This window comes from Jiulongibacter sp. NS-SX5 (assembly GCF_052828545.1).
Genome location: NZ_CM128248.1, coordinates 1,011,167 through 1,034,191, shown reverse-complemented (window position 1 = coordinate 1,034,191; position 23,025 = coordinate 1,011,167). Strand labels below are relative to the sequence as shown.

21 protein-coding genes and 1 other RNA gene are annotated in these 23,025 nt (G+C 40.4%); 13 read left to right on the top strand and 9 right to left on the bottom strand.

Annotated elements, in window-relative coordinates; translation table 11 throughout:
• The first annotated feature begins 31 nt into the window (after positions 1-31).
• Positions 32-1,597 carry a T9SS response regulator signal transducer PorX gene (gene porX / locus ACUXV0_RS04655; protein ID WP_446191903.1) on the top strand — a complete coding sequence of 522 codons (1,566 nt, stop codon included), beginning with the start codon at positions 32-34 and terminating at the stop codon, positions 1,595-1,597.
• Positions 1,594-2,286, top strand: a complete 693-nt coding sequence (locus ACUXV0_RS04650; RefSeq protein ID WP_446191902.1) for a hypothetical protein — start codon at positions 1,594-1,596, stop codon at positions 2,284-2,286. Before porX ends, ACUXV0_RS04650 begins: the two co-directional genes overlap by 4 nt.
• Here ACUXV0_RS04650 and ACUXV0_RS04645 read toward each other — a convergent pair.
• The 4 genes from ACUXV0_RS04645 to ACUXV0_RS04630 all read right to left on the bottom strand — a co-directional run bounded on the left by ACUXV0_RS04645 (position 2,270) and on the right by ACUXV0_RS04630 (position 5,222).
• The gene (locus ACUXV0_RS04645; RefSeq protein ID WP_446191901.1) at positions 2,270-2,944 is read right to left on the bottom strand and encodes a cell division ATP-binding protein FtsE; all 675 of its coding nucleotides are present in this window, start codon (positions 2,942-2,944) and stop codon (positions 2,270-2,272) included. The genes ACUXV0_RS04650 and ACUXV0_RS04645 overlap by 17 nt on opposite strands.
• Before the next feature lie 83 nt (positions 2,945-3,027).
• Complete coding sequence (fsa, locus tag ACUXV0_RS04640; RefSeq protein WP_446191900.1) at positions 3,028-3,684, bottom strand: fructose-6-phosphate aldolase; 657 nt, start codon at positions 3,682-3,684, stop codon at positions 3,028-3,030.
• Between the two features lie 49 nt (positions 3,685-3,733).
• Positions 3,734-3,819: signal recognition particle sRNA small type (gene ffs, locus ACUXV0_RS04635), an RNA gene on the bottom strand.
• An 80-nt stretch (positions 3,820-3,899) separates the two neighbouring features.
• A complete protein-coding gene (locus ACUXV0_RS04630) occupies positions 3,900-5,222 on the bottom strand; it encodes a hypothetical protein (protein ID WP_446191899.1) in 1,323 nt (440 codons plus the stop codon).
• Between the two features lie 75 nt (positions 5,223-5,297).
• On the opposite strand from ACUXV0_RS04630, the gene ACUXV0_RS04625 reads away from it, so the two are divergent.
• Positions 5,298-5,648 (top strand): transmembrane 220 family protein, encoded by a 351-nt coding sequence (locus tag ACUXV0_RS04625; RefSeq protein ID WP_446191898.1) that lies wholly within the window; start codon positions 5,298-5,300, stop codon positions 5,646-5,648.
• A complete protein-coding gene (locus tag ACUXV0_RS04620; protein ID WP_446191897.1) occupies positions 5,638-7,959 on the top strand; it encodes a T9SS type A sorting domain-containing protein in 2,322 nt (773 codons plus the stop codon). The genes ACUXV0_RS04625 and ACUXV0_RS04620 overlap by 11 nt, the downstream gene beginning before the upstream one ends.
• On the opposite strand, the gene ACUXV0_RS04615 is transcribed toward ACUXV0_RS04620, so the two are convergent.
• Genes ACUXV0_RS04615 through ACUXV0_RS04605 form a run of 3 tightly spaced genes read right to left on the bottom strand, consistent with a single transcriptional unit; the run spans position 7,949 to position 10,987 of the window.
• Positions 7,949-8,941 carry an alpha/beta hydrolase gene (locus tag ACUXV0_RS04615; protein WP_446191896.1) on the bottom strand — a complete coding sequence of 331 codons (993 nt, stop codon included), beginning with the start codon at positions 8,939-8,941 and terminating at the stop codon, positions 7,949-7,951. The genes ACUXV0_RS04620 and ACUXV0_RS04615 overlap by 11 nt on opposite strands.
• 37 nt (positions 8,942-8,978) lie before the next feature.
• Entirely contained in the window at positions 8,979-9,143 is a 165-nt protein-coding gene (locus ACUXV0_RS04610) for a Lacal_2735 family protein (RefSeq protein ID WP_446191895.1), read from the bottom strand.
• 47 nt (positions 9,144-9,190) lie between these two features.
• Positions 9,191-10,987, bottom strand: coding sequence for a fasciclin domain-containing protein (locus ACUXV0_RS04605; RefSeq protein WP_446191894.1), 1,797 nt, complete (start codon positions 10,985-10,987; stop codon positions 9,191-9,193).
• Positions 10,988-11,098: 111 nt separating this feature from the next.
• Here ACUXV0_RS04605 and ACUXV0_RS04600 point away from each other — a divergent pair, with 111 nt between their 5' ends.
• The gene (locus ACUXV0_RS04600; RefSeq protein WP_446191893.1) at positions 11,099-11,950 is read left to right on the top strand and encodes a MerR family transcriptional regulator; all 852 of its coding nucleotides are present in this window, start codon (positions 11,099-11,101) and stop codon (positions 11,948-11,950) included.
• On the opposite strand, the gene ACUXV0_RS04595 is transcribed toward ACUXV0_RS04600, so the two are convergent.
• A complete protein-coding gene (locus ACUXV0_RS04595; RefSeq protein WP_446191892.1) occupies positions 11,947-12,759 on the bottom strand; it encodes a mechanosensitive ion channel family protein in 813 nt (270 codons plus the stop codon). The genes ACUXV0_RS04600 and ACUXV0_RS04595 overlap by 4 nt on opposite strands.
• A 171-nt stretch (positions 12,760-12,930) precedes the next feature.
• Here ACUXV0_RS04595 and ACUXV0_RS04590 point away from each other — a divergent pair, with 171 nt between their 5' ends.
• The 7 genes from ACUXV0_RS04590 (at position 12,931) to ACUXV0_RS04560 (ending at position 18,730) form a co-directional block, all read left to right on the top strand.
• Positions 12,931-13,539: a ParA family protein gene (locus tag ACUXV0_RS04590; RefSeq protein WP_446191891.1), complete on the top strand. Its 609-nt coding sequence runs from the start codon at positions 12,931-12,933 to the stop codon at positions 13,537-13,539.
• A 10-nt stretch (positions 13,540-13,549) separates the two neighbouring features.
• Entirely contained in the window at positions 13,550-14,425 is an 876-nt protein-coding gene (locus ACUXV0_RS04585) for a ParB/RepB/Spo0J family partition protein (protein ID WP_446191890.1), read from the top strand.
• Between the two features lie 33 nt (positions 14,426-14,458).
• Positions 14,459-15,292: a DUF5683 domain-containing protein gene (locus ACUXV0_RS04580; protein WP_446191889.1), complete on the top strand. Its 834-nt coding sequence runs from the start codon at positions 14,459-14,461 to the stop codon at positions 15,290-15,292.
• Between the two features lie 7 nt (positions 15,293-15,299).
• On the top strand, positions 15,300-16,016 hold the full coding sequence (gene dapB, locus ACUXV0_RS04575) for a 4-hydroxy-tetrahydrodipicolinate reductase (protein WP_446191888.1): 717 nt from the start codon (positions 15,300-15,302) through the stop codon (positions 16,014-16,016).
• Between the two features lie 82 nt (positions 16,017-16,098).
• Positions 16,099-17,223 (top strand): signal peptidase I, encoded by a 1,125-nt coding sequence (lepB, locus tag ACUXV0_RS04570; RefSeq protein WP_446191887.1) that lies wholly within the window; start codon positions 16,099-16,101, stop codon positions 17,221-17,223.
• 33 nt (positions 17,224-17,256) lie between these two features.
• Positions 17,257-17,856, top strand: a complete 600-nt coding sequence (gene cysC / locus ACUXV0_RS04565; RefSeq protein ID WP_446191886.1) for an adenylyl-sulfate kinase — start codon at positions 17,257-17,259, stop codon at positions 17,854-17,856.
• On the top strand, positions 17,849-18,730 hold the full coding sequence (locus ACUXV0_RS04560) for a sulfotransferase domain-containing protein (RefSeq protein WP_446191885.1): 882 nt from the start codon (positions 17,849-17,851) through the stop codon (positions 18,728-18,730). Before cysC ends, ACUXV0_RS04560 begins: the two co-directional genes overlap by 8 nt.
• On the opposite strand, the gene ACUXV0_RS04555 is transcribed toward ACUXV0_RS04560, so the two are convergent.
• A complete protein-coding gene (locus ACUXV0_RS04555; protein WP_446191884.1) occupies positions 18,731-20,116 on the bottom strand; it encodes a vanadium-dependent haloperoxidase in 1,386 nt (461 codons plus the stop codon).
• A 77-nt stretch (positions 20,117-20,193) separates the two neighbouring features.
• On the opposite strand from ACUXV0_RS04555, the gene polA reads away from it, so the two are divergent.
• Positions 20,194-23,022 (top strand): DNA polymerase I, encoded by a 2,829-nt coding sequence (gene polA, locus ACUXV0_RS04550; RefSeq protein WP_446191883.1) that lies wholly within the window; start codon positions 20,194-20,196, stop codon positions 23,020-23,022.
• Positions 23,023-23,025: the final 3 nt, after the last annotated feature.

Sequence of the window (23,025 nt, the reverse complement as noted above, 5' to 3'; positions counted from 1 at the left end):
CGGGCATTTATTTAATAACTAAAATCTTTTAATGAGTAGATATTCCATTCTTTGGGCAGACGACGAAATAGACCTGCTTAAACCATACATCGTTTTTTTGGAGGGTAAAGGTTACGACGTAACCCCTGTACCAAGTGGCTCTGATGCCATCGACAAGGTCAAGGAGACCAGGTTTGATATTGTTTTCCTTGATGAAATGATGGCTGGTATGACCGGCCTTGAGACCCTGGCTGAAATTAAAATCATCAGACCTACCATTCCGGTAGTGATGATTACCAAGTCAGAGGAGGAGCACATTATGGAAGAGGCCATAGGCTCTAAGATTGCCGATTATTTGATTAAGCCGATCAACCCAAATCAGATTCTGATGACGGTCAAAAAGCTGCTTGATAATAAGCGTCTGGTATCTGAGAAAACCAACATGGGCTACCAGCAGGATTTCCGAAATCTGGCAATGCAATACAATGACCGTATAGGCCATGAAGAGTGGGCAGATATTTACAAAAGATTGGTTTATTGGGATTTAGAACTGGATGGTTCTTCTGATAAATCAATGGAAGAGGTTTTTGAAATGCAGAAGCAGGAAGCTAATGCCAAGTTTTCACAATTCATTGAAGAAGAATATGAAGACTGGATGTGTGAACCTGATGCTGACAGGCCGGTGCTATCGCATCAGTTAATGAATAAATTGGTTTTCCCGAGACTGGAAGATGAAGGACCATTGTTTTTCATACTGATTGATAATTTTAGATATGATCAATGGAGAGTCATCAGTAAAACCATATCAGAATACTTTAGAATTGAACAGGAAGATACCTATTACTCAATTTTGCCGACAAGTACCTCTTACTCAAGAAATGCCATTTTCGCAGGTTTGACTCCTCTGGAGATATCAAAAAAGTATCCGGATCTATGGGTTACTGATGAGGGTGATAATGAAGATGGCCTGAACCAAAACGAAGAAGAACTGCTAAAAAGACAGTTAAGAAAGAGACATAAGGACTTGAAATTCTCATACCACAAGATCATTACCAATAATCATGGTAAGAACTTGAATGATAATTTCAATAATCTGATGAATAACGACCTTAACTGCATTATTTACAATTTTGTAGATATGCTTTCTCATGCCCGTACAGACAGCCAGATGGTGAAGCAACTGGCCCCAGACGAGGCAGCTTACAGGTCTATCACTAAATCGTGGATAGAGCACTCACCTCTACTAGATCTGTTGAAGATGATTGCGGAGCAAAAGGGAAGGGTTATAATCACCACAGATCACGGTATGGTGAGGGTTAAGAATCCAAAACGTATAGTTGGGGATAGAAACGTGAATACAAATTTGCGTTATAAACAAGGGAAAAACCTGAACCTAACAGATAAGGCTGATCACGTTATAGAGGTCAGAAGACCAGATAATTATGGTTTGCCTAGCCCGAATGTTTCTACTTCTTACTTCTTCACTACAGACGATTACTTCTTTGCATATCCAAATAATTACAACTATTATGTGAGTCATTATAAGGATACGTTTCAGCATGGAGGAGTCTCTCTGGAGGAGATGATAATTCCGTGTGTTTACTTGAAATCAAAATGAGATTTTTAGCTTTTCTGGTACTGGTAATTATTGGTTATAGGGCAGAAGCCCAATATGAAGACAGAGGCTCGTGGTACATTGGGCCTTTTAACGCCAATGCGGTAGGAGATTACAGAGATTACCTGACTCAATATGGTAAAGAAACAGCTAAGATTGGGGTTTTGGGAGGCTATTTGATCAATCCTTTGGCGAAGTCAAACAGAAATTCACCTGTTCAGGTAGGAATAGAAATTGCGACAATAGGGTGGGGAACAGATCCAGTAGATTATGGAGCTTCAGATCAATTTCAAAATTCTCATAGATACACATGGTTTAACCTCGTAGGACGGTGGAGGCCTGTGCTGAGTGCCTCCAAAATCAATCCTTTTGCCGATATTTTTGCTGGTCCGGCTTTGGTTTCTACCAGAGTCATAGAGCTACTGGGAGCAGGTGAAAGCCGAAGGGTTTTCAGCGAAACTAAAGGTACTAAGAACTATGGTTTTGGAGCTGGAGCAGGATTTAAGATCGTCAAAAAAAATGGTGAGCTGAGGTATATAGATTTAGGAGTTTATTATCAGGAGTCTGAAAAGGTAGTGAATCTGAGAAGAAACTCTTTCTACATTGACCAGAATGGATTTATTGGTTATGACCAAAGTCTGGTCAAAAACTCCAATGTTCAGTTAAGGTTAAACCTTACAGGCTTTCTGTAAGGTCATTCACTGTGCCTTTATCACAGAATATGGTTCTCTTTGGGTAGCGTTCTATAAGCTCCAAATCATGAGTAGCCATGAGTACAGCTGTATTAGATTCTTCGTTTATTTTCAGGAACAACTTCAGGATATCAAGGGATTTTTCGGGGTCTAAGTTACCCGTAGGCTCATCTGCCATAATCACCTGAGGATAGTTAAGTAAGGCTCTGGCTATTGCTATTCGCTGCTGCTCACCACCAGAAAGCTGGTGAGGCATTTTCTGAAGAACATCAGGTAAGTCAACTTGTCTTAAAACCTCTTGAATTCGGTTTGCAATCTGGGTTCCGTCACTCCAGCCCATAGCTTTCATAAAAAACTCCAGGTTCTTTTTGACATTTCGATCGGTCAATAGCTGAAAATCTTGAAAGACGATTCCTATTTTTCTTCGAAGTTCCGGAGTTTCTTTTTTACGAAGCGTATGCAATTCATGCCCTGCTACACTTGCTTGTCCTTTCTCCAGCCAAAGTTCAGCGTAAAGGGTTTTCAATAATGATGACTTTCCACTTCCGGTTTTCCCTATCAGGTAAACAAATTCTCCTTCGTTGACTTCGAAGTTGACATTGGAAAGCACAAGGTTTTCCTTTTGATAGATATCTGCATTTTTGATAGAAATAACCATAAAAAAATCCGGTTTTGAAGCTCAGCAAAGATAGAACTTTGATGAGTAAAACCGGAATTCTTTAGAAATGATTGTAACGGAAATTATCCGTTTACTTTGGCGTGGTCAGCCAGGAACTTAGCCAAACCATTATCAGTCAATGGGTGCTTAAGCAGAGCCAAAATAGCTGATAGAGGACCAGTCATTACATCTGCACCAATTTTAGCACATTCCAGAATATGCATTGGGTGACGTACTGATGCTGCCAAAATCTCAGTAGTGAAACCGTAATTGTCATAAATAAGTCTGATATCCTGAATCAACTGCAGACCGTCAGTAGAGATGTCATCTAGTCTCCCGATAAACGGAGAAACATAAGTTGCTCCGGCTTTAGCGGCCAAAAGAGCCTGGCCAGCAGAGAATACTAACGTACAGTTGGTTCTGATTCCTCTTTCAGAGAAATATTTGATAGCCTTGATACCGTCTTTGATCATAGGTACTTTTACAACGATCTGGTCATCAAGCTTCACTAATTCTTCACCCTCTCTTACGATGCCCTCAAAATCAGTAGAAATAACCTCGGCACTTACGTCACCATCTACGATCTCGCAGATAGCCTGATAATGCTTCTTTACGTTTTCATCTCCGCCAATACCTTCTTTAGCCATCAATGAAGGGTTGGTGGTAACGCCATCAAGTACTCCTAGATCTTGTGCTTCCTGAATGTCTTTAAGACTTGCAGTATCGATAAAAAATTTCATGGGATATGGTTTTTAAATGTCAAAATGACAATTATAAATTAGATACAAAAAAAATGGCAAATTCACCGCTACAACCGCCTACCCTTGCTACCTTCCGGTCCTGGGGGATTCAGCAGGAGCTGGTAATTTGCCGTCACAAAGGTAGGAAGATTTAAATGGTACTCCAAAGACAAATCAACTATTTCTCTTGAAGAGTACCATTCGCTTTGGTAGTCCTATTCTTCCTCGTTTGTTGGTTGACTTACATTCTTAACAGGACCGTAACGAAAGTTCTTCCATTCTTTCTTACTCAGTTTACCATTTTCAAAGTAATACCACTCTTTACCAAAGGCATAAGCCTCCTCATATGTACCCTGATCTTCTGAAGCCATGGCCATATAATTTTCATAACCCAAAGCAAAGCGTATCATGGGAAGCGATTGACCACTTTCGGTATAAACTTCATACAATTTCAAATACTTCTCTTGTCCTATTTTTGATTGAAAATCTTCGACTTGTTGACTTGTAATGTACATGTCTTCAAGTTCTTCCAGAACGAGTATCTTTTGACCTTTGTCATTGTTTAAAACTAATACGGGCTTTCCTGAATCTTCCAAAATTTTGACATCCTCAAATTTCCATTTGATACTCGGCCCAAAATCAGAACGGGTAAGGTAGGCATTGGAGGCAATGTCATAGTTATACAGCAATTGCCTTTGTTTTTCTTTAAACTCAGCCATCTTTCTCTGCTGTTCGTTATAAGAATTTCGCATACCTATATCTAGAAGAATTCCTGCGAAAGCCATGGATGGGTCACCGGAGGCCCAGCTATTTGCCCATAGTAAACTAGAAACCGTCTTTGACTTTTTTAGCCTGTAATTGTCTGTGGAGGTCCTGTTCAAAATTGTGACTGGAGTCTCTACATTTTCCGGTATAGCGGTGCCTCTACCATCGTGAAAGGCCAAATGGTAGACTTTACCATTATGCTTGGCTTCCAGTTTTCTCAAAAACTCCATTTGAATTAATCCCAGATCTGCCAATGAGCCAATTTTCACTTTAGAGCCCTCAATAAAGTCCTTCACTGAAAAGTAAATATCGTCCTTCTTCTCATCTCCAATCTTATGAAGATGAAGCGATTCCAATTCTCCATCTTCTGTGTAAAGAATGTCTTTTACGAAAAAGATATTTGGTTTTGTGTCTTCTTTTAAGCCCGCTTTGGAGTCTATGGAGTAAGTGGCTTTTAGATTATCATTTTTATAAAAGCCAGGCAGATCATATTTAAAGGTGAAATTGGTATTGAAAAGAATTTCTGTTCCTTTTAGTTGCTTTAAAAGCTCCTTGTGGTAAATCGTTAATTTTCTTTCTTTGAATCCTCCCTCGTAAACTTCCTTCTCAAAGAAATAGATCGATTCAAATAGATTATGTTCTCCTAAATCTTCGGGTAATTCAAAATGCTTGTCAGCTATTTCAAAGTCACTTAAATAGATTGTGGGATTTTGGGCTTGACTAAAAACAGGTAGAAGTGTAAAAAGGAGTAATAGTTTTTTGTACGATTGCATGTATTTTTGTGTTTAGTGTGTTAGAATTAACGCCCAAAGAAAACTCCTTTTAAAAGACCTGCAAAACCAATAACCATGAAAGTTAGAAATGCTTTTCTTCTGTTTACAGTAGCCTTGATGCTTCTATTTGCATTTTTTCAATGGAATGACCCGGATCCGCTCATTTGGATACCACTTTATCTGTTGGTAGCTTTTTTAGGATATCGCAAAATGAAATACTCAGACTCTTCGTTGGTCTTTTTGATTCCGGCTTTCATTTACTTTTTGTGGGGTGTTACTCTTTTTCCTGATGAGTGGGAGGGGGTGATGCTCAATGAAATGGGCATGAAAACCATAAATATAGAACTGGGGCGTGAGTCGCTCGGTCTGTTTATCAATACCATTTTTCTAATCATTTACGCTTTCCTTCCTTCTAATGAGAAATAGTCTTACTGCTGTATTTATTTGCCTTTCGTTCTTGAGTTTTGGTCAATGGACAGCGAGCGAAAAAGTCATTTTGCAGGCTGGAGAAAATACCGAGTTTGATGTCAACTTTTCTTATGATGACGCCGGTAATACATATTACACATGGACAGACTTCAGATCAGGAAATGGAGAGATTTACATTCAAAAGTTAAATCAGTTCGGTGAAGAAAGTTTCTCAAAAGGAGGTCTTAGAGTAGGCAAGGTGATTTCTGGTAATAATTTGACCTTATGTGCCAAGGCAATTTTTCCACTTACAGATGGTGGTTTGGCTGTTGTCTGGCATGAGGTAATTAACCCTTCTCAAAATAATATTAAAAATCTCAGAATTAATCGCATTGATCAATCGGGAAAGCCTGTCAGTGAGGAAGGAATTATTCTGGCGTCAAGCATTATCAATTCTGATGTAAATAATGCGGTGCTTTCCCTTGGCCAGGATAGTGAAGGAAATTTGTTGCTTATTTGCAATGAGCCTCAAGTAAACGGGTCTGATGCAATAGTTCAATATACCATACCCCAAGACCTATCTTCCTTTTCCAGAAGAGCAATAGATTTAGGTGCTTCTGTAGGCTCCAAAGTGGTATTTGATAAATCAACTGGTAGTTTCAAAGCTCTGATTAAGAGTGCCGGTAGTGCTGATTTTAAAGCTAAGGCCTATTCTGTAAATGGTAATGAGATAATTGGTAGCACGGAGGTATTTAATAATCCTTTCAGCGGTGATTCAAGAATAGATGAATTTTATGCAAATCAAGAGTTATCAGTAATTGGACGAACTCTTTCCGGAGGAGGAAAGAACAGGGTTATTGCTCAAAAACTTAATGCTGAGCTAAAAAATGAATGGAAAAGTGGTGGAGTTGTTTTAGGTACAGATAACGCATACGATATACATAGTGGCCCAAACAAGAACGGTGGCGGCATCATGGCCTGGATAGAGCCCAACCTCACTGAAACTAAAATGATGGCCGCCGGTGTGGATGCACAGGGGAATGTCTTATGGCAAAAGCCAGTTTTCAAAACTCAACCCGGCAAAAGTTATTTTACGCCGCATAAGTTTGCTCCGGATGGAAATGGCGGATGCTATGTAATGTGGTTTACGTCTAAAGCTGTTGGTTTTGATATGTCAATTCAGCATCTGGATGCCAATGGCAATCAGTTTTTTGGCGAATTTGGTCTTCAACTAACAGATTTCAAATGGTGGAGCAATTTCCGTTTAATTCCGCATAAAAGTGGTGGAGTCATTGCTTTGTACTCTGGAAGTAAGAATGATGATATCAATGTAGAAGAATATGATTTGTATACATCATACATTAGCCCTGAAGGTGAGTTTGGTTTAGAACAGAAGTTGTCGGTTGATCTTGAAAAATCACTGTATTGTGCTGGTGAGACCATCAAAGTTTCCGAAAGCTCTAACCTAACTGCTTTTTTAGAAATGGATGGTGAGACTGTTCAGCTGGAAAAGGTGGAAGGAGGCTTTGATTTGCCTCTGCCGTCTTCAGATGGGGTATATTCCTTATTTTTTGAAAATGAAGAAGGTAAGACTTCGGAGGGGCAATCGATAGAAATTATAAGTCTCAAAGCTCCGGAACTATCGAGTTCAGCCCCTTCAAAATGTGCCGAAACTGATGAAACGATCACTTTAAGTGGGTTCTGTTCAGCTGGTGCTTTGCTATGGGAGGGTGGAGAAACTACTTCTGAAATTTTAGTTTCACCAGTAAGTTCTACAACTTATCAAGCATCATGTACCAAAGAAGGGTGTATGACTAGCGAAAAGGGAGAAGTGCGAATAGAAGTACCAGAAATAGTAGTGACTACTTCAGGAGGTGGTAATGTGAATGAAGGTTCTACTGTACAATTAGGTGCAAGTGGCGGTTCATCTTATTCATGGAGTGGGCCAAACGGATTTGTTTCTACCATGCAGAATCCTTCGCTATCTAATGTAAGTGCTACTGAAAGTGGAATATATTCGGTGGTGGTAACTGACGAAAACGGATGTTCGGCATCGGGAGATTTAAACCTAACCGTTGAAAAAGTTCTAAGTGCTGAGAATCAAGGGAAAGATATTTCAATATACCCTAATCCCACTCAGGACTTCCTTCGAGTGAGCATTGATAAAAACTACCTGAGAGCTACAGCTGTTTCTTTGGATGGTAAACAAACTACACTGCCCATCTCGGCTGATATTATTGACCTAAGAAGTCTCTCAAATGGCGTATACGTTCTAAAACTGATGGACAAAAGCCGAGTTTGGCACTTCTTTAAGGTTATTAAAGAATAATGCTGTCCAAGAATTTCTCGGTTTCCGCTTGAACTCCTACTACATCAGATGAAAGCACCCAGGAGGCTAAAACATGATTTTTGGCTTCCGGAAAGACTTTTTTGATCTTTTTCTCAGATCCAAGTTGCTCAAACATTTCCAGAATAGCAGGAACAGAAACGACTTTATCCTGATGTTCTTCGTCTTCGTAATAATATCCTACAAAAACCGGACAAGTCACCTTCTGGAAAGTTTCTGGCGTCATGGCATGGGTTAGTAAATTTTGAAGAGCCACCAACGCCTCTAAACGATAGTGCATGGCCCAGTAAGGTGGTTGGTTCTCATTGGCAGGCACAATATCATTGAATGGTTTTCCTTGAACCATTTGTCCCATTTTTAGACCCCAAGGATCATCTAGAAGTGCCGCATTCTTATCATAAATCTCAATACAAGGAGAGTAGAGAACCATGGCCTCGATGTCATCATGTTTTGAAGCAAGTTGAAGAGATAATGCCCCTCCGGCAGAGGTCGCAAGGATAATTACTTTATCACCAATTTTTCGTCCGATAGCTAAGGCTTTTTCTGCTGACTCCAGGTATTTATCTGTAGTGAGGTTAGCCATCGTTTCATCACCTAAATCTATCCCATGCTCTGCCATACGTGCTTTGTAAAGGTTTGCGTGGTATTTTTTTGCCAAATTCTCATGAACAGGGTCACCCTCTACATGTGAAGCTGAGAAGCCGTGAATGTAAACAATTGCATATTCTGTTTTTCGAGGAATGCTGTCTGCCCAAACAATCTCAGCTCCATTGCCATCCTTCAGTCCTTCTACTTGTTGCTCGGATTCTAAAATGCTTTTTTCAAGTTGAACCAAATCATTTGGTAAATCAAATTCATAGGTCTTTTCCAGATTTGGTTTTTGAGGTTTAGGACCTAAGTAATAGGTGAGGCCAAGTGCCAATATGAGCGTTCCTCCAATGAAGGCAAAAGATTTTTTTTGCATAGGGTCAGGTAAAGTATTTTTCCAAAAATAAGGAATTCTACTTGATTTCTAAGGCCTCTATTTCTTTCATCAATTCTTCCGCCTGAGCATAAAGATTGTCAGATTTTGATCTGTCAGATTTGGATAATTGAAAGGCCTGCTCCAGTAGTTTCTTGTGTTTGTCACGAAGCTTCTCTGCTTTAGATTTGAATAGATTAAACATGCTTTTTTGAATTAAAAAAGGTGACCCCGAAGGGCCACCCTAAATGATTATAACGTTGGTAAAATTACTTTGTCAATTACATGAATGACACCGTTTTTACCATGTACATTGGTTTCGAGTACGTTTGCGTCTCTTCCACCAGACTGGTCAGTAATTGTTACTGACGAACCCAGATTTACAGTAAAAGTTTGACCGTTAAGTGTAGTTGCTTCAAGGCCATCAGAGAGGTCTGTGCTGAACACTCGTGCTCCTAAAACATGATACTGAAGAATTGAAGTGATCTGCTCAACACTCAATGTTGGAATAACCTCGGCTATCTCTGCAAAGGCTGCATCTGTAGGTGCAAATACTGTTAAATTTTCACCAGCCTTTAAAGCGTCTAATACTGGTGCGTATTCTGCTGCAGTAAGAATACTCACTAATACTGTAAACTCTGGAGTTTCACCAGTACTCATAGCAGCCGCAATGTCTACCACATCTGGTGCCGGAGGCATCAAGACATTATCAATTTCATGAATTACACCTGAGCCATCTTCATTATCAACGGCAGTGATAGTAGTCATTCCGTTGATCAGAACACCGCCTGAACCTAAATAGCCCAGATAAATATTTTCACCATTTAAGGTCTCTGCAATTCCGGATGCTGGTAATTGATTTGACGTAACTTTAGCACCTAGAACATGATAAGTAAGAATAGGAGTCAATGCCTCAGCATCCAAACCATCTAGAGAAGTAATGCCTGCTTTTGTAAAGGCATCGTTGGTAGGAGCGAATATCGTCAGATTAGGAGTAGAGCTAACCACGCTTAACAGATTAGCCTTACGTAAGGCAAGAGACAATGTTCTAAATTGTTTACCAAGGACTAAATCCTGTGCTACTGTTCCCAATGAATTGGTAATGAATGAAGGAAGAAGGACCTGATCAACGGCATGTACAACACCATTTACAGCATTTACATCAGCTAAAACCACATTGGCATTATTCACTTTAACACCGTCAGTTAGGTCAATAGTTACACTTTCATTAGTAAGAAGTGTAGCTACATCACCATTACTTAAATCTGATGAGAGAACCGCAGAGCCAATAATATGATATTGCACTATCTCTTTCAATAGGCCATCCGGCAGCTCGCTGATATCATTTATTCCAAGAGTGGATAATGTTGCTAATAATGAGGCGAAAGCATCATTTGTAGGAGCAAAAACAGTTAAGGACGAGGTAGGATCCGAAGCTGCAGCCAAAAGATCACTCATTTCTGGCTGAGAGAGTATGCTTGCCAAAATGCTGAAATCAGGGTTTGACACCGCTATTTGGGTAATGGTCTGTGCATAAAAGTCATCTGGCATGAGAACCTCATCTATGAGGTGAACCACGCCGTTTGATGCCTCAATGTCAGCTGAAATTACATTAGAACTGCCATTTAACACTACTCCTGAAGTCACGTCTACATCTATAGATGAGCCTTCAAGGGTAGTTACTGCACCTGAGGATAAATCGCCAGACATCACGTTTCCGCTTACTACATGATACTGAAGCAACCTGGTTAGTAAGGCCTGATTACCAAGTATAGTGTTTAAGGTGGCAGGGTCCATTTTATTAAAAGCTTCATTTGTTGGTGCAAAAACGGTGAAAGGACCCGGACCATTAAATGTGTTTACTAGGTCTGCTGTTTGTAACGCGGTGACCAGGGTTGAAAGGTCTGCCGTGTTTTGGGCCAGAACGGCGATTGTATCCTTCTCTTCTACAGGTGTGGGTTCATCTTCTTTATCGCAAGAGGCAAATAAAAAAGCTGAGCCTAGGGCCAAAAGGAGTGAAACGGAACGAAATGCTTTAAGTTTTTTCATAGTCTTTTTTGTTAATTTATTTTTGTCTAAATTTGTCGAGTTGATTCTTAGACAAATGTTAGATGTACTTGTAACTAATGTCAAAACATGAAAGTTCAATAGTTTTCAAAAATGAGAAGATATAGCATTTCTGAGATCGAAAAATTAACGGGTCTAAACCCTCATTCACTTCGTGTTTGGGAACGTAGATACCAGTTTGGAATACCGGCAAGATCAGAGTCGAATATTCGATACTACACTGATGATCAGCTGGTTTTATTTATTAATACCGCTTTCCTCCTTAATAACGGAATGCGTATTTCTGCTGTGGCAAAACTTGGTCAAGATGAAATGGCCGATAAAGTTTTGGAGTTGACCTCATTGCAGGAGCAACCTTTTCAGGAGTTGATCAGATTATTGGCTTCTGCCACATTAACCTTAGACGAAGAGAAGATTAATGCCATTTTAGACAAAGAAATGAAAGCCTCTGGCTTTGAAGCGACCTTCTTATTCTTGATTTATCCTTTCTTAGAGTACTTAGGAATGCTCTGGACGGCAGGAAGATCACTACCAGCTCAAGAACATTTTGTGAGTCACCTGATTGCTCAGCGTTTAAATGCTGAACTGCAAGAAATGCCTCAAGGAGAGAAAGACCCGATCATATTTGCCTTATTAGATGAAGAGGAACATGAAATTGGTCTATTACTGAGTTGTTATTTGGCAAAGCTGAGAAACTTCAAATGCGTATACCTCAGTAGAAAGGTGCCTGTAGAGAATCTGAAAACTGTGGTGGAAATATCAGGTGCAAAACGTCTCATGACCATGTTCATTATAGAGCCACCTGAAGAGACCGTGAATAACATTAAGGAATTTGTCAAAGAAACAGGTACTGAAATCTGGTATTCGGGCAAAAAAATAGATGCTCTAAATAAATACAGCACCTATCTTCCTACGCCGAGCGATTTTATCTCGAGAATTTCTTAATTCTTCTGATTGAACAAGTGAACGTCCATCTGTGGGAATGGTATTCCTACTCCTGCTTTATCAAATTCTTTCTTCACGTTCTCTTGCATATAAAAGTATGTAGGCCAGTAATGTTCACTTTTAACAAAAGGTCTGGTCGCAAGGTTTACTGAGCTATCGGCCAACTCACTAACCACCACACCTTGAGCTGGAGCGTCTAAAATCCACTCACATTTTTTACCTACTGCCAAGATGATTTCTTTGGCTTTATCGATGTCATCCGGGTATCCGATGCCAAAGGTTAATTCCACACCTATGGTGCCCTGACCGGAGATGTTTGTGATCACGTCGTTGGTCACTAGCCCGTTAGGAACAATTATTCTTTTGTTATCCAGCGTCTCTAAAACGGTATTGAAAATTTGAATTTCTTTAACGGCTCCAACTTTTCCACCGCCTATTTCCACCAGGTCGCCCACTTTATATGGTTTGAATATCAGCAGTAGAACGCCACTGGCAAAATGACCCAAAGAACCCTGTAAGGCCATGCCGATGGCAAAAGCTAATGCCCCGAAAATAGCCACAAAAGATGTCGTCTCAATACCGAACATGCTGGCCACAGCCAAAAGAAGCATGACTTTTAAGCCAACATTGACCAGAGACTTTAAAAATGGTCTAACATTTTGATCCACTTTTGATCTATCCAGAACTTTATCTAACCTACTGGTGATAAGTCCGATAATCCAAAATCCTAATAGTAGGGCAATGATAGCTCCAATAACCTGAGGAGCATATTCAATGGCCATTGAGGTGATTTTTTCTACGTAGTCCATGTTTGATTTAATTTGAGTTATGATGTTAGTTTTTTGTTTTAAATGCTTTGTCTTTGTTACGAATTGCCTTTTGTATGGTCACATATTTTTTTGTGGAACATGGCAGTTTTTTCGTGGAACATCTTTTGTCTTTGACCCAGAATTAACTCAACTTTGCGACTGAATTAGGAAATGGGAAAAGTCTACATCATCGCCAATAACTCCAGACAGTCGGGTAAGAGTACCTCTAGTGTAAATCTGGCTATTTGTTTTGCCACGCTTACGCAAAGGACACTTTTGATTGACGTACAGCAAGGTGGCTGGCTAAGTGAGTTATGTGCCAAAGGGCAGAAAGGTAGAATAACATTGAACACTTTTCTAACCTATCAGAACGCTGGTGAAATCACAGAGGAAAGTCTTTCGCCATTTGACAAAGTATTGATAGACTGCCCCATTCATAAAGTCACGGAGGTGATGGAGGCTTTTAAGGGTAGAGCAGAGCTGATTGTACCGGTGGAGTGTGAATATTTTGGAATGAATACTTTACCAGCCTTTTTAAGGAAAGTAGATCAGACCAAAATGGAGGTAAAAGGTTTTTTACCCGTTATGTTAAAACCGGGATCTAAACATAGCACTGAGCTGCTGGATCAGCTGAAGTACAACTTTGGTGAAAAGGTTTTACCTCCGATTCAACGGAATTTTTATCTGGCAAAGCAGAAAGATTTTGTGAAGTTTGTGATGAGCGAGTTAACCCAAAGAGCTGGCGTAACATATCTGAAAGTTGCCAACCATTTATTATAAGTAGCTGAAAATGAAGAAAAGAAAAGGATTAGGAAAAGGACTAGGCACTTTGTTGCCTGATAAAGAGGAAGTAGTAGAGAAGAAGTTGGTGACCGATGAAGTTTCTTCCCAGCTGCCTATTGATGCTATTGAAGTGAATCCTTTTCAGCCGCGTACACATTTTGATGAAGAAGCACTCCAGGAGCTTTCTAACTCCATTCGTACTCAGGGTCTTATTCAGCCCATTACGGTTCGACAGTTGGAGAATGGTAAATATCAATTGATCTCTGGAGAAAGAAGGTTACAAGCATCTAAACTGGCTAATCTAAAGCGAATTCCTGCTTACGTAAGAACTGCCGATGAGCAGCAGATGCTGGAAATGGCTCTTATCGAGAATATACAGCGTGAAAATCTGAATGCTTTGGAAATAGCATTGAGTTATCAGAGGCTTATGCAGGAGTGTGACTTGAAGCAGGAAGAATTGGGCGAACGCGTAGGGAAGAAACGATCTACAGTTAATAATTACCTGAGACTTTTAAAGCTGCCTGCCGAAGTTCAGGAGGGTTTGAAAGAAAATCTGATAGGTATGGGCCATGCCAGAGCTCTTTTAGGTCTTGAAGATGAAGCGGCCTTGCTTAAGCTTTATAAGAAAACGGTTTCTGAGCAGCTTTCTGTACGTAAGGTGGAGGAACAGGTAAGAGCCATTCAAAATGGTGGAGAAGCTAAGCCGACACAGAAAAAGGAGTCTGAAGTAAAAATGGAGATGCTTGATCTTCAGGAAAGACTGGCGGGCTGGTTTGGAACCAAGGTTTTGGTAAAGGCAAATGCCAAAAGCAAAGGAGAAATAAAGATTCCTTTCAAAAGTAAAGAGGAGCTGGATGCTCTGTTAAATAGACTTAAAAAGTAGACGTTCACTCGTTCTGATTCGTTTATCAGCTTAATGAGAGCCATTATCCTCCTATATTTTTCACTTTTTGTAGCTTTTACTTCCTTTGGGCAGGCTGAAGCCGATTCTTTGGTAAGTAAGGTAGAGGATGTCATTGCAGAGCAAAAAGCACCGAAAGACACCACCAAATCGTTCGGCAAAACCATGGGAAGAGTCTTTGGCTTGAGACCTTATACAGCTCTTCAAAAACCACAGGTGTCTCTCATCAGATCTCTTTTATTACCTGGATGGGGACAAATTACCAATCGTGATTTTTGGAAGGTAGGCATAGTCTATGGAGCGGCCGGTGCAGGCTGGTATTTCGGGATACGGTCAAATGGACAGCAGTATCAGAAGTATTTGGGGCATTATGAGAGGGCCACATTTATCAGTAGAAATCTGGCTTTTTATGAAGGAGATGAGTTGCTATCTGCCAATGCCATTTCAACATCTTCATTTTATGTGTCAAATGACGGGACCAACGGAACCCTTTACATTCTTGATGAAGAGAATAATAAATACGTACTGGACAGAAAAGAAGGGGAGGTAGAAGGTGTGGAAACACCATATTTTATTGCCAGACAGGTAGATGTGGCGGATAATGAAATAATTGGAGCATTTAACTCCAATACCTTTGAATCGGCGAAAAACCAGTACCGTAGATGGCGTGATGCTTCTTATATCGGTTTTGCGGCCGGGTGGTTGTTCTTTGCGTTAGAAGCCAATGTAGCAGCCCATTTGAAGACCTTTGATATGAGTGAGGATATTTCATTCAGAATAGAACCCGCCGGGCCTCAGACCTTTGGTTCTCAGGCGGCAGGTATAAGTTTAGGATTGCACTTTAAATAATAGTTTAATGAAAATAGCATTATTAGGTTACGGTAAAATGGGGAAAGTCATTGAGCAAATTGCTCTTGACAGAGGTCATGAAATCTCCTTCAAAATTGACGTGGCCAATAAAGAAGATCGAGAAAAAATATCAACTGAAAATACTGATGTGGTCATTGAATTCAGTGCTCCATCATCAGCATACGATAATCTGAAATACTGTATGTCTAAAGGACTTAAAACAGTTTCAGGAACTACCGGCTGGTTAGATAAAAGAGCTGAAATAGAGGAGCTTTGCAAAGCAAATGATGCGGCTTTCTTTTACGCCAGTAATTACAGTATCGGGGTCAATCTGTTCTTTCAATTAAATAAGCAGCTGGCTAAACTGATGAATGGTCAAAACCAGTACGAGGTAAGCACCAATGAAATACACCATACTGAAAAGCTCGATTCACCAAGCGGTACTGCCATTACTCTGGCAGAGGGGATAATGGAAGGTATTGAAGGAAAAGACACTTGGGTAAACCAAGCCATTGCCAAAGAAAATGAAGTACCCATCTGGAGTAGCAGAGAAGGTACAGTGCCGGGTACGCATAGCATAAAATACATCTCTGGTGTTGATGAAATCGAGATCAGGCATGAAGCCAAAAGTCGTCAGGGTTTTGCTCTGGGAGCTGTCATAGCTGCAGAATGGGCGGCTGACAAAAAAGGTATTTTGAGTATGGATCAGATGCTGGGTTTTTGATCATTGAAAAATACCCTTCCTACCATTTTTAGGAGCATTATTAAATAAATTGAATTAGTTTCGCCAAAAATTAGATTTGCCAATGGCACAGAATAAAGAGAAGAAAAAGAAAGGGCCGATTCGTGAGTGGTTCGACTCCGTACTTTTTGCTGTAGTAGCAGCCACTTTAATCAGATGGTTATTTCTGGAAGCATACACTATCCCTACAGGCTCAATGGAAAAGAGTTTACTGGTGAATGATTTCCTTTTTGTAAGTAAGGTTCATTATGGTACGCGTACACCCATGACGCCGCTTCAGGTACCATTAACCCACCAGAAAATCTGGTTTACAGAGGTACCATCCTATTCTGATGCTATTCAGCTGCCATATTTCAGATTGCCAGGTTTTACAGATGTAAAGAATGGAGATGTGGTGGTTTTTAATTACCCGGGCTGTCCTGAGAGACCAGATCAGTTTGGTGGATTTGACAAATACCCTGTAGATCTTAGAACCAACTATATCAAAAGATGTATTGGTATCGGCGGAGATGTGATAAGTGTTAAAGATGCTCAGGTTTATGTGAATGACGTAGCCATGGAAAACCCAGAAGGTATGCAGAAATGGTATACCTTAGAAAGTAGTACTTCCATTAATCCGAATCTTTGGAAAAAATACGATGTAAGTGAAAGAGGACAGGGGAGTCAGGATGGTAAATACTATTATGCGATCAACGCCACAGAATCTGCAGTCAGTAACTTACAAGGTCTTGATTTTGTAAGTAATATCTACCCGGATATCATCGCTGCTGATGACTCGTTGACTCCTTATAAGTCATTCCCTTACAGACCTGATCTGGTAAACTGGAACAGAGATAACTTTGGTCCGGTAACTATTCCTAAAGAAGGAATGACCGTAGATTTAACCAATGAGTTAAACTTCGCATTGTACAAGGGTGTGATCACCACGTTTGACCATAATGACGATGCAGAGGTGAAGGATGGTAAAGTTTATATCGATGGCCAGCCGATCACTGAATACACCTTTAAGCAGAATTATTATTTCATGATGGGAGATAACCGTTATGAGTCTGATGATAGCCGTTTCTGGGGCTTTGTGCCTGAGGATCATGTTGTTGGAAAAGCGGTGTTCATCTGGATGTCTTTAGACGCAGAAGGAAACCTTCTCAATAAGATCAGATGGCGTAGACTCTTCAGCTTAATTAAGTAATTTAGAGCCGGACTTAACACTCCGGCTTTTTTTATGTCAACGAATATTACACCCGTTTTTGACCAGATGCTCACTCGTGAAGAACGTGAGTCGCTTTTAAAGCAAAGAGGACTTGTGATCTGGTTAACCGGCCTATCTGGTTCTGGTAAAAGTACTTTAGGGATAGCTTTGGAGCGTCGACTCTTTGAGCTGGGTTATAAAGCTCAAATGTTGGATGGCGACAATATAAGGGGTGGCTTAAACCAAAATCTTACCTTCTCAAAGGCTGATCGAGACGAAAATATCAGACGTGTGGGTGAAGTCTCAAAGCTTTATCTAAACAGCGGTATGATTGTCATAAATTCGTTTATTAGTCCTACCATAAAAGGGCGTGAATTGGCGAAGTCTATAATTGGAGAAGATGATTTTGCGGAGGTGTACATCAGCACGCCTCTGGAGGTTTGCGAAAGAAGAGATGTAAAGGGATTGTATAAAAAAGTACGTGAGGGTAAAATCAAAAACTTTACAGGCATTGATTCACCTTATGAAGCACCGCAAAATCCTGTATTGGAGTTGGATACCTCGCAAATTAGTGAAGAAGAGGCATTGGAACGCCTGCTAGAGCTTGTTCTCCCAAGAGTGAAGTATGATTGAGTACGGCAAACCACGTGACATATCGCCGGAAATAACTCAAAAATTAAAGCAAACTGACCTTTCTGACACCGAAATCTACTTTCATGTAGGTGTGGAACGTACGGGTACAAAGTTCCTACAGAAAAGGATTTTTCCGAAGTATAAGTCGGTCCATTTTATCAATAAAGATAGATATGCTGATGCCAAAGAAATTATTCTGAGAAAAGAGCATTCGCGTTACCTGGTCTCCATGGAACTGAACCTCAATAGCCATTTTGAGGTAGAAGTGCGTGATTTTCTAAGTGCATTTCCAAATGCCAAAATTATCATGGTGATGCGGCCTATCAGTGGTTGGGTGATTTCTCATTATAAACGTATAATTAAAAATGGTTTTAACCTGACTCTAGAACAATTTTGGTCGGCCAAGGGTGAATCAGTCTTTGAGCCTAATGAACTCTATTACTTTCCGAAAATTGAGTTGTTAGAGAAGCTAACAAAAACGCCACCTCTTTATTTATTACATCCAGATCTCATAAGTGATCCCAAAGCCTTCTTGAGAAGAATAGCTGATTACCTTGGTGAGCCCTTTAATGAAGAGGAATTAGATTTAAGTCCGGTTCATAAATCGTATAAGGAAAGACAATTGAAGGCCTTGCAATTGGCTATGAAGTATGTCAATATTGCACGTCAAAAGCCTTATAAAAATGAGCTGAGAAACAGGATTTATCGTTTACGAGTAGATTTAATCAGATACCTTGTGATTTACCTAACTCCGTTCATTCCTAAAGCCTGGTTAAAGTCAGGTGCTTTTGTCTCAAAAGAACAGAAAGAGCAAATAAAAACCTTCTATCAGAAGGACTGGCAGAAGGTTTTAGAGTTCGTAAAAGAACGTTGATTATTTTTTAAACTGAAGGTGTTTCATGACGTTTTGACCTACCAGCCTTCCCATATCTTGACCTTGATCCAGGGCATCTCTGAAGTGAATACCACCATATAATCTGGAAATGCTCACTTCGTCTGCCGCTTCCCAAAACGAGCTGAATTTACGTGGTTCGCCCACCCAAAATTTTGAGTAATCAGTAATGGCTTGATTATCTCCTACAGTGGCCGTCAAAACCTCTGCCATAGCAGCCGACTGCACCGAGTGCCCTGAAGGAAATTCAGGGAAGGGTGGAGTTAAAAGTTTGGGCTCCCAAGCAGAGTCTATATAGCGATTAATGTACGCTACTGGTCTGATCAGATTATGCTTATATTTCCCTTTCCATGAACAAATGATAGCATCATTGACCGCTATACCTAGTCTGGTGTATAGTTCTGCAGCTTTTGCAAGAGAGAGGTTTTGCTCTCTTAATACCATTGTTAGTAAGGCGTATGAATGTCCGGGTGCGGTATAGGTAAATCCTGCTGCATCATCCCAGAAATTGGCGATTACATACTTCTTATTGTTGGGGTTCACCGTTTTTGACTCCTCATAAACTTCCATTGCCATTTTATAGAAAGGTGATCCCGGGTATTTAGAGAAAGGTACCTTTGGCTCTATTCCAAAATCTGTATTATTCTCTTTCAGGAAAGTTCGGTTAGTGATCCATTTTGGGTGAAGCGGGCCGGTGTTTTCTAAATCAGCTTGGCGGTGTATTTCAAAACAGGCCTCGCAATCCGGCAATCTGTATTCCATCTCATAACTTCTGATATATGATTGATGACCACCGTCTGTTTTAGAATATTCATAAATTAAATCTGCAATGGCCAGACCGTAGTTTTTTGATTTTTGATAGGTAACTAAGTCTAATTGAGATTCCAATACTCCATTTACCGAGTCTTTAAAGGCGTGCACTTTCTCCATCCAGACATAGGGTGCCGTTGCAAACATTCTGTCTACCATTGAAAAGACAGCATTATTCACTGCCGTGGCATCATTAAAAAAGCTACTGCCAATATCATAATCTTCGGGTCTGTTGTATTCCTGAATTTGACCAGAAAGGCTTTGATAATCTTCATTACCTGGTAACATGGCTTCATAAGCCGCCAGATTCACATAGGCCATGGTTCTACCCGCTACATTAGGCGTGTAGCCCGTGGATTGTTCCAGTAAATCAAACATAATGACGTGCCATTTGACAAGTAAGTCTGAGGTATTGAAGTCGTAAGCCTTTGGCGGCAGCACAAACTCAAATTCCACCAATTCGGTCTCATCTCTGGCCTGATAGTTTTCTGAGGTGATTTGCTGTGCAAAAAGATTTGTGGAAAAAAGTAGGAATAGGAATGCCGCTTTTTTGATCATTATCTGTGTTTTCGGTTTTAATACACCGTAAAATTAACGAATATTGAAAACTTATTATTCATCAAATTACAACCCTGATGCCTTCAAAGAAATTGTTTTTGCTTGATGCAATGGCCCTTATCTACAGAGCACATTTTGCGTTTATCAAAAATCCCAGAATCACTACCACAGGACTCAATACTTCAGCTGTTTTTGGTTTTACCAATACCCTTTTGGAGGTCTTTAGAAAAGAGAATCCATCTCATATTGCCATTGTGTTTGATACCAAGGCACCCACTTTCAGGCATGTCCGTTTTCCGGAATATAAGGCCAACAGAGAGGCTATGCCCGAAGATATCGGTGTGGCAATTCCTTTGGTGAAAAGACTGGCAAAGGCCATGAATGTGGAGCTATTGGAGTTGGATGGCTACGAGGCAGATGATATCATTGGTACTATTGCCAAAAAAGCTGCCAGAGAGGACTTTGAGGTCTATATGTACACGCCTGATAAAGATTATGGGCAGCTGGTAGAAGAGCATATTTTCCTATATAAGCCGGCTTTTATGGGAAATGCGATAGAGAAGCAGGGTATTGAAGAGGTAAAAGCTAAATGGGGCATTGATCATATAGATCAGGTAGTAGATATGCTGGGTCTCATGGGTGATAAGGTGGATAACATTCCGGGGATCCCCGGAGTAGGAGAAAAGACTGCCTTAAAATATCTTAAAGCATACGGGAGTGTAGAAGGTCTGATAGAGAATGCTGATGAGATCAAAGGAAAAATAGGAGAGAAGGTGAGGGCTGGTAAAGAGTCGGCCATACTTTCAAAAGAATTGGCCAGAATAGATATCAACGTGCCGATTGCTTTTGACGAAGAACGACTTAAAGTAGAGGAGTACTCGAAAGAAGAATTGGGTGAGTTTCTTGATGAAATGGAGTTCAGAACTCTCAAAAGAAGAATGCTACCTGAGGCCGCTGCTTCAGAACCTGAACAAAGCACAGCAAAAGCTGCTACTCCTAAAAAGAAAAGCACGGGTTCAACTTCTCAGATGGACTTATTTGGTGGAGGTTCATCTGCTGGTCCGGCAGATGCAAGTAGCCTACCAGCGGTGGTTCAAACCATTGAAACAAAAGATCATCGATACTACTGCATGGATACCAAAGAGAAGCGAGCTGAGCTGATCAAGTATTTAAAGGCACAGGATGAGTTTTGTTTTGATACAGAAACCACCGACCTGGATGCCTTTGATGCTGAATTGGTAGGTTTATCTTTCAGCTATGTACCTGGTGAAGCCTATTATGTGCCAACTCCAGCCAATCGCGAAGAAGCACAGGCGATAGTCGATGAATTCAAAGAGCTTTTTGAGGATGACAAAGTTGGGAAGATTGCTCAAAACCTGAAATATGACGTTTCTGTACTTAAAACCTATGGAATACGTGTGGCGGGCCCTCAATACGACACCATGCTCGCTCACTATTTATTGGAGCCGGATCAACGACACGGTATGGATGCTTTGGCAGACCAATACCTCAATTATTCGCCTGTCTCTATTGAAAAGCTGATTGGGCAAAAAGGGAAAAAGCAGGGAAGTATGCGTGATGTGCCCTTAGAGCAGATCACGGAATATGCTTCTGAAGATGCAGATATTACGCTTCAGCTCAAACATAAATTAGACGCAGAACTTCAGGAACGTGGTCAGCGTAAGCTTTTAGATGAAGTAGAGGTGCCTCTGGTTCATGTTCTCTCTGATATGGAAATGGAGGGTATAAATGTGGATGTACATTCCCTTTATGAGCTTTCTGAGACCTTACAGAAAGATATTGTTACTACGCAAAAAGAGATTTTTGAGATAGCTGGCACAGAGTTTAATGTAGGCTCACCAAAACAGCTGGGCGAGGTGCTTTTTGATCATATGAAGATTGATCTTAAACCAAAGAAAACGCCTTCTGGTCAGTATGCTACAGGAGAAGATATTTTGACTAAGTATGAAAATGAGCATGCCATAGCCCGTAAGATTTTAGATTACAGAGAGCTGAGTAAACTCAAAAGCACTTATGTAGATGCACTGCCAGCTCTGGTTAATAAACGAACTGGTCATATTCATACGTCTTATAATCAGGCAGTAGCTGCTACGGGTAGATTGAGTTCAAATAACCCGAATCTGCAAAATATCCCGATTAGAACAGAGAGGGGTAGAGAGATAAGAAAGGCGTTTATTCCCAGAAGTGAAGAATTTAAGATTTTCTCTGCTGACTACAGTCAAATAGAATTAAGAATCATGGCGGCCTTCAGCGAGGATGAGTCCATGGTGAATGCCTTTAATAATGATGTTGATATTCACAGTACAACAGCCTCTAAGGTGTTTGGTGTGGCTCTGGAAGATGTCACCTCAGATATGCGTAGAAAGTCCAAAATGGTCAATTTTGGGATTATTTATGGAATTTCGGCTTTTGGTTTGGCTCAGAGACTAGGTATTGCCCGTTCAGAGGCGAAAGAAATTATTGACAATTACTTTGAGCAGTTTCCTCGTGTTAAAGCGTATATGGACGAGTGTGTAACCAAAGCCCGTGAACATGAATATGCCGAGACCATCTTAGGAAGAAGAAGATATCTGCGAGATATCAATTCCAGAAATCAAACTAACCGTGGTTTTGCTGAACGAAATGCTATCAATGCTCCAATTCAAGGATCTGCAGCAGATATGATCAAGGTGGCTATGATCAATATTGACAAATGGATGAAGACCGAAAAGCTAAAATCCAAAATGCTTCTTCAGGTGCATGATGAATTGATTTTTGATGCACATAAAGACGAACTGGAAGTTCTTCAGGAAAATGTACATCGACTAATGGTGAACGCCATCCCTATGAAGGTGAAAATTGATACTGGGATGGGGATTGGCGAGAATTGGTTGGAGGCACATTAAAAA